The 6,186-nt window shown below is 60.3% G+C and carries 7 protein-coding genes; 4 read left to right on the top strand and 3 right to left on the bottom strand.

Annotation, left to right across the window (positions count from 1 at the left end; translation table 11 throughout):
- Positions 1–101: 101 nt before the first annotated feature.
- Positions 102–446, bottom strand: coding sequence for a HesB/IscA family protein (locus HMPREF3153_RS02785; protein ID WP_005528647.1), 345 nt, complete (start codon positions 444–446; stop codon positions 102–104).
- Between the two features lie 153 nt (positions 447–599).
- On the opposite strand from HMPREF3153_RS02785, the gene HMPREF3153_RS02780 reads away from it, so the two are divergent.
- Positions 600–1,316 carry a DUF3043 domain-containing protein gene (locus HMPREF3153_RS02780; RefSeq protein WP_070419946.1) on the top strand — a complete coding sequence of 239 codons (717 nt, stop codon included), beginning with the start codon at positions 600–602 and terminating at the stop codon, positions 1,314–1,316.
- Positions 1,317–1,346: 30 nt separating this feature from the next.
- The gene (locus HMPREF3153_RS02775; RefSeq protein ID WP_070419945.1) at positions 1,347–2,372 is read left to right on the top strand and encodes a nicotinate-nucleotide--dimethylbenzimidazole phosphoribosyltransferase; all 1,026 of its coding nucleotides are present in this window, start codon (positions 1,347–1,349) and stop codon (positions 2,370–2,372) included.
- Positions 2,373–2,447: 75 nt separating this feature from the next.
- Here the strand turns inward: HMPREF3153_RS02775 and HMPREF3153_RS02770 are convergent, their stop codons facing one another.
- Positions 2,448–3,545 (bottom strand): branched-chain amino acid aminotransferase, encoded by a 1,098-nt coding sequence (locus HMPREF3153_RS02770; protein ID WP_070419944.1) that lies wholly within the window; start codon positions 3,543–3,545, stop codon positions 2,448–2,450.
- Between the two features lie 71 nt (positions 3,546–3,616).
- Here HMPREF3153_RS02770 and HMPREF3153_RS02765 point away from each other — a divergent pair, with 71 nt between their 5' ends.
- Positions 3,617–5,164 (top strand): leucyl aminopeptidase, encoded by a 1,548-nt coding sequence (locus tag HMPREF3153_RS02765; protein ID WP_070419943.1) that lies wholly within the window; start codon positions 3,617–3,619, stop codon positions 5,162–5,164.
- A gap of 133 nt (positions 5,165–5,297) precedes the next feature.
- Here HMPREF3153_RS02765 and HMPREF3153_RS12355 read toward each other — a convergent pair whose 3' ends face one another.
- Positions 5,298–5,717 carry an oxidoreductase gene (locus HMPREF3153_RS12355; protein WP_080974108.1) on the bottom strand — a complete coding sequence of 140 codons (420 nt, stop codon included), beginning with the start codon at positions 5,715–5,717 and terminating at the stop codon, positions 5,298–5,300.
- A gap of 161 nt (positions 5,718–5,878) precedes the next feature.
- Here HMPREF3153_RS12355 and HMPREF3153_RS02755 point away from each other — a divergent pair.
- Positions 5,879–6,186: biotin/lipoyl-containing protein (locus HMPREF3153_RS02755; protein ID WP_049146910.1), on the top strand; the 308-nt coding region annotated here is incomplete at its 3' end.

Genomic DNA, 6,186 nt, shown 5'->3' with positions numbered 1-6,186 from the left:
ACAAAATCAATGCACTCTAAAACCGGAAGAGCCAATAAAACGACAAAGCGGGCTTGGAAGGTACCTTGCCTCCAAGCCCGCTTTCGCTATAAAAGCGCTATTTAGTTGAAAGAGTCACCGCAAGCGCAGGAGCCGCCGGCGTTCGGGTTGTCGATGGTAAAGCCCTGGGACTCGATGGTGTCAGCGAAGTCGATCTTGGCACCGGTGAGGTAAGGGACGGACATCTTGTCCACCACGAGGTTGACGCCACCGACGGTGTCGACCTTATCACCGTCGAGTGTGCGGTCATCGAAGTAAAGCTGGTAGCGAAGGCCAGCGCAACCGCCTGGCTGCACAGCGATACGCAGGGCTAGATCGTCGCGGCCTTCCTGGTCAAGCAGAGCCTTTGCCTTGGCGGCTGCTGCCTCAGTCAGGATGACACCGGTAGCGGAAGCTGGAGCGGTCATGTCTTCTCCTCAAATAAGTACGGGTTTTACTGGCCCCTACCCTACCCCGATCAGCGTGATCGGGAAAAGGTTGACCTCGGTTACATTCCTTGCAACGTCATGGGCGGCGGGCCTATTCCCATTATTGACCACCAACCTTGTAGTCTGATCACCGTGAAACTTCCGTGGCAAAAAGATGAAAACGCGTCCCAGGACGCCGCTGTCCCTGCATCGCAGGCGGATACTTCCGCCGCACAGCACGAGGCCGGCGAAGAGCACTCCGAAACCCACCGCAAGGGCTACACCCCGCCGAAGGGCCGCCCGACGCCAAAGCGTGATCAGCAAGAGATCGCCCGCGGCGTAAAGCGCGATCCAAACGGCATGTCCGATGCGCAGCGTTACCAGCGCCGCAAGGAGCTCAAAGCTTCCATGTCCAAGGAGGAGTGGAAGGCTTATAAGCGCAAGGAGCGCGAGGAGTCCCGTGAGGCGAACCGTGTCGCACAGGAGCGCATGGCAAGTGGCGACGAGCGCTACCTCCTCCCCCGTGATAAGGGTGAAGTGCGCCGCTACGTACGTGACTGGGTTGCCTCCCGCAAGTTCATCAACGAGTGGGTAATGCCAGCAACTATCGTCCTGCTAGTTGTTATGTTGCTGGGCAACTACAACCCGAACTTTGCCAACTGGGTCTCCATCATCTCGATGGTCTTCATCGCGATCTTCGCTATCGAAGGCATTTGGCTGGCACGCAAGTGCAACAACTCGGTGCGTTTGAAGTTCCCTGGCACAACCGAGGCAGGTTTCGGACTGGGCTTCTATGCTTATTCTCGTGCAACCCAGCCGCGTAAGTGGCGCACCCCGAAGCCACGCGTTGAGCGCGGCGCTACGGTCTGACCTTCTTCTTCCCAAGGCTTAGGAGTTGTGATGCCTGAAATCACTCCGGTACCACGGCCGGATCAGCAGGCGCGTCTCGCAGTAGCAGACGCCTTAAGTACCTCAGTACGCGGCGATTCTTTTGGCACGTTCAATGACGTCGCAAGCTGGCTCGCCGCCTGCCAAGGCGTAGCACCTGCCGCGCCGCTACAGCGCACACGCGTCATCGTGTTTGCCGGCGCGCACGGCATCGCTACCCGCACCTTTGAGGGCGTTGGGCTCTCCGCATTCGCGCCAGAGTCGGATGCCGAACAGCTCACCGAGCTCGCAGAGGGCGCAGGCCCTGCACACACGATGGCACGCCGCACAGGCGCCAGCATCCACGTCGTGGAGTGCGCGCCTTCTGGCTCCATTGATGTGGAGCCCGCAATGAGCACCAAAGAGTTCGACACCGCTTTCACGCTCGGGCAGACCACGGCCGATGCAGAGATTGATGCCGGCGCCGACCTCCTCATCCCCGCCGAGCTCGGCGTGGGTGGCACCTCCGTAGCGGCCGTTCTCATGGGTAACTTCACTGCCACCGAGCCGGTTGTCATCGTGGGCCCGGGTTCTGGAACCACCGACGCAATGTGGAAGACCAAAGTCACCGTCATCCGCGATGCAATGTTCCGCATCCGCAATCTCGATGGCATCGAAGTCATCAAGGCAGCCTCCTCCCCGAGCTTTGCTGCCTTGGTGGGCTTTATGTGCCAGGCGGCAGCGCGCCGAACGCCGATGCTTATCGACGGCCCCCTTACCGCCACCGCCGCCGTCTATGCCGAAAAGCTGGCGCCCGGAGTCAAGCACTGGCTTTATGCGGCAAGCGCGACCACGGAGCCTTCCCACATCAAGGCCCTTGAGCTGCTGAAGTTGCAGCCGTTGCTCGAGCTCAGGATGCGCGCCGGCCAAGGCCTTGCAGCGTTAAGTGCATTGCCGCTTATCGACGCCGCGGTTGAGCTGGCAGGCGACGAGCTCGCGGCCCTCGCCGCTGCAGAAAGCAACGAATCACAAGCCCCTGCGACTGAATACGAGGACTAACCCAGAGAAGCGTGTGGGAAAACATGCGGAAGGGAGGGCGTCGCCAAGCGCGGCGCCCTCCCTTATCTCATTTTGCTACTTAGCCAGCGTGTGCAGCCAGCCGTGAGTATCCTCTACGGAACCACGCTGGATGCCGGTCAGACGCTCGCGCAGTGCCAAGGTGGTCTTGCCAGCTTCGTTGTTGTTGACGACGAAGTCCACGTCATCACCCAAGACGTGGCCCACCGGGGTGATAACTGCGGCGGTACCGCAGGCAAAGGCCTCGGTCATGGCGCCGGAAGCAACGTCATCACGCCACTCCTGCGCGGTGATGCGACGCTCCTCAACCTTCAGGCCCATGTCCTGTGCAACCTCAAGCAGGGACTTGCGGGTAATGCCCGGCAGCAGGGAGCCCGACAGGGCTGGGGTGACTAGAGTCTGGTCACCTTCCTCGCCGTAGATGAAGGCCAGGTTCATGCCGCCCATCTCTTCGATGTATTTGCGGTCGATGGCATCGAGCCAGACAACCTGGTCGCAGCCCTTCTCCGCAGCCTGTGCCTGCGCAAGCAAGGAAGCTGCGTAGTTACCGGCGAACTTCGCCGCGCCGGTACCACCCGGTGCTGCGCGCACGTAGTCAGTGGACAGCCAGACCGAAACCGGCTTGATGCCACCCTCGAAGTAGGCGCCTGCTGGGGAAGCGATAACGATGTAGCGGTAAGAGTTAGCCGGGTGAACGCCCAGGGAGACCTCGATGGAGATCATGAAAGGACGCAGGTAGAGGGCAGCCTCACCGCCAGCCTCAGGGGTCCAGTCCTTGTCTACCTCGACCAGCTGACGCAGGGACTCGACGAACTCGCTCTCCGGCAGAGCCGGCATAGCCATGCGCTCAGCAGAGTTGTTGAGACGCTGCGCGTTCTCCTCCGGGCGGAAGGTAGCAATAGAGCCATCCGGCTGACGGTAGGCCTTGATGCCCTCGAAGATCGCCTGGCCGTAGTGGAAAACGTTAGAGGCCGGGTCCATGCTGAACGGCTCGTACGGGCGCACCTGTGCGTCGTGCCAGCCCTGTTCTTCGTTCCAATCGATGGTCACCATGTGATCGGTGAAGTGCTTGCCGAAGCCTGGGTTCGCCAGAATCTCAGCTAGGCGTTCAGGAGAGGTGGGATTTTCAGTGCGGGTCACGGTGTAGTTCAACATGCTCACAGGCTACCCCTTTATCTATAGCCAGGCAGGAAAAGGGGCAGATTACCGACGCCAACACTAAGGGTATGGTGAGTGAGGTAAAACTATTCACCCCCGAATGCAAGGAGGAGATCGTGGCAAAGTCCGCGTTTACCCTGCCAGCCCGTGGCACCTTCCCCACCGTTGAATTGGCCAAGAAAGCCCCTAAGAAGGTCGATGCCCTGCTTATCGCAACATTTACCGGCGAGGATGGGCTTGAGGTACCAGGCAGCGCCCTGCTGAGCCCGGATGCGCTGCGCGCTACTTACGACGCCCTGGCTGCAGTTGGCGCCACCGGTCGCGCGGGCGAGATTACCCGCATCCCTGCACCGAAGGACGCTGCGGCTTCCACCATCGTTGCTGTGGGCTTGGGTGACGCAGAGCTTCTCGACGCCGAGATTCTGCGCCGTAATGCGGGCGCTGCGGCACGCGCTCTTGCTGGCGCTGGTGCGGTAGCCACAACGCTGTCGGACTTTGGCATTAGCGCCGCTGTCGAGGGCCTTATCCTTGGCGGCTACTCCTACCGCGGCATCCGCTCCACCGAAGCCTCCGAGGCTGAGGCACCGGCTTCCTTCACCGTTATCGGTGGCAAGTCTTCGGCTGAAGAGTTCGAGGCAGCTCGCATCACCGCGGAGGCGGTAAACCTCGCCCGCGACTTGGTGAACACTCCGGCAAACGTCCTGTACCCAGAGACCTACGCTGAGTTCATCACCGCTGAGGCTGAGGCAGCTGGTCTGGAGGTTGAGGTCCTCGATGAGAAGCAGCTGGAGAAGAAAGGCTTCGGCGGCATCATCTCCGTGGGCAAAGGCTCTCAGCGCCCACCTCGCTTGGTGCGCCTGACCTGGGCTCCGAAGAAGGCCAAGACCTCCGTGGCCTTGGTGGGCAAGGGCATCACCTTCGATACCGGCGGCATTTCCCTGAAGCCGGGCAACGGTATGTGGGACATGATCTCTGACATGGGTGGCTCCGCTGCGATGGCTGCTGCCATCATCGCGGCTGCGAAGTTGGAGATTCCAGTGAAGATCACCGCTACCCTGCCATTCGCGGAGAACATGCCGGGCTCCGGCGCTACTCGTCCGGGTGACGTCATTACCCACTACGGCGGAATCACCTCTGAGGTTCTCAACACCGACGCCGAGGGCCGTCTGGTGCTGGCAGACGCCATCGCTCGCGCGTCTGAGGACAACCCGGACTACCTCATTGAAACCGCTACCCTGACCGGCGCCCAGATCGTCGCCCTGGGCACCCGTACCGCTGGTGTCATGGGCTCTGAGATCTTCCGCGACCGCATCGCGGAAATCGGCCGTGAGGTCGGCGAGAACGCCTGGGCTATGCCGCTGCTGGAGGAGCACAACGAGGAAATCAAGTCCCAGGCTGCGGATATCCGCAACATCAACGCCAAGCGCGAAGGCGGCATGGAGTATGCAGGCACCTACCTGCAGAAGTTCGTCGGCGAAGGCATCGAGTGGGCACACATCGACGTCGCTGGCCCGTCTTGGAACAACGGCAGCCCTCGCGGCTACACCCCGAAGCGCGCCACCGGCGTGCCAGTGCGTACTGTCGTGGCAACGCTGCGCGAGATTGCTTCCAAGTAATCTGCTAGCTCAGTAACACACAGAAACGGCGACTAGCGCCCGGCAACCGTATTGGTTGCGGGAGCTACTCGCCGTTTGCTGTTTTATTTGTCAGCTTTATTTTTTAAGCGCTAATCGGTTTTATTTGTAAGCGCTAAGCGGAAGGATCGTTTGGGTTGTCCTTAGCTCTGCCATGTTCACGCTCAAAGCGCTCCCTGCGTTGGCGCTGTTCTTCTCGCTTGCGCAGAATACGTTCGCGCTCGATCCGCTCGCGCATGCGTTGGGGGTACCCCGTCTCCTCTACGTCATAGACGTCGCACTGCAAGAGCTTGGCTACGGCGTCAATTCCTTTGGGGCCGCCAATCCGGCGGCGGATAAAGTCACCGTGCTCGTCGACGACCACCACGGACATCTCATTGACCACGGTTTCCGGCTCCACGAATGCCTCGATATAGACGCGTCCGCCCGCCCACTCTTGCAGGGCTAGAGCATCTTCCTTCCGAATGGTCTCTCCTGGTGCCCGCGGGGGCCGCAGCTGTGATTGAGACCGGTTTCGTCGAAAGGGATTAAACATAGCCTACGAGTTTACTCAACTGTCTTGCTGTATGCCTGAGTCCCCCGCCCTCCCCCACTTATAGGCACTGCTACACCCACATGTGCGCGCTGACACTAGACACGCGGTAGGATTAATGACCAGCGTTAAACAATTCCGACTTTCGAGGAGTCTTATTACTTATGGCACACTCCGTTGTGATGCCCGAACTGGGCGAATCCGTAACCGAAGGCACGATTACCCAGTGGCTGAAGTCCGTGGGCGATACCGTCGCGGTCGACGAGCCTTTGCTCGAGGTCTCCACCGACAAGGTCGACACCGAAATTCCATCCCCTGTCGCGGGTACCATCCTCGAAATCAAGGCTGAGGAAGATGACACCGTCGACGTCGGTGCTGTGATTGCCATCATCGGTGACGAGGGCGAGTCTACTTCCGATTCCTCCGACGATTCCGCTCAGGCAGAAGAGAAGTCTGAGCCTAAGGCCGAAGA

This window comes from Corynebacterium sp. HMSC06C06 (genome assembly GCF_001807295.1).
In the GTDB taxonomy this organism is placed as follows: Bacteria; Actinomycetota; Actinomycetes; order Mycobacteriales; family Mycobacteriaceae; genus Corynebacterium; species Corynebacterium striatum.
Note: the sequence above shows the minus strand (reverse complement) of the source record. Positions and strands in the feature narration are given on the sequence as shown.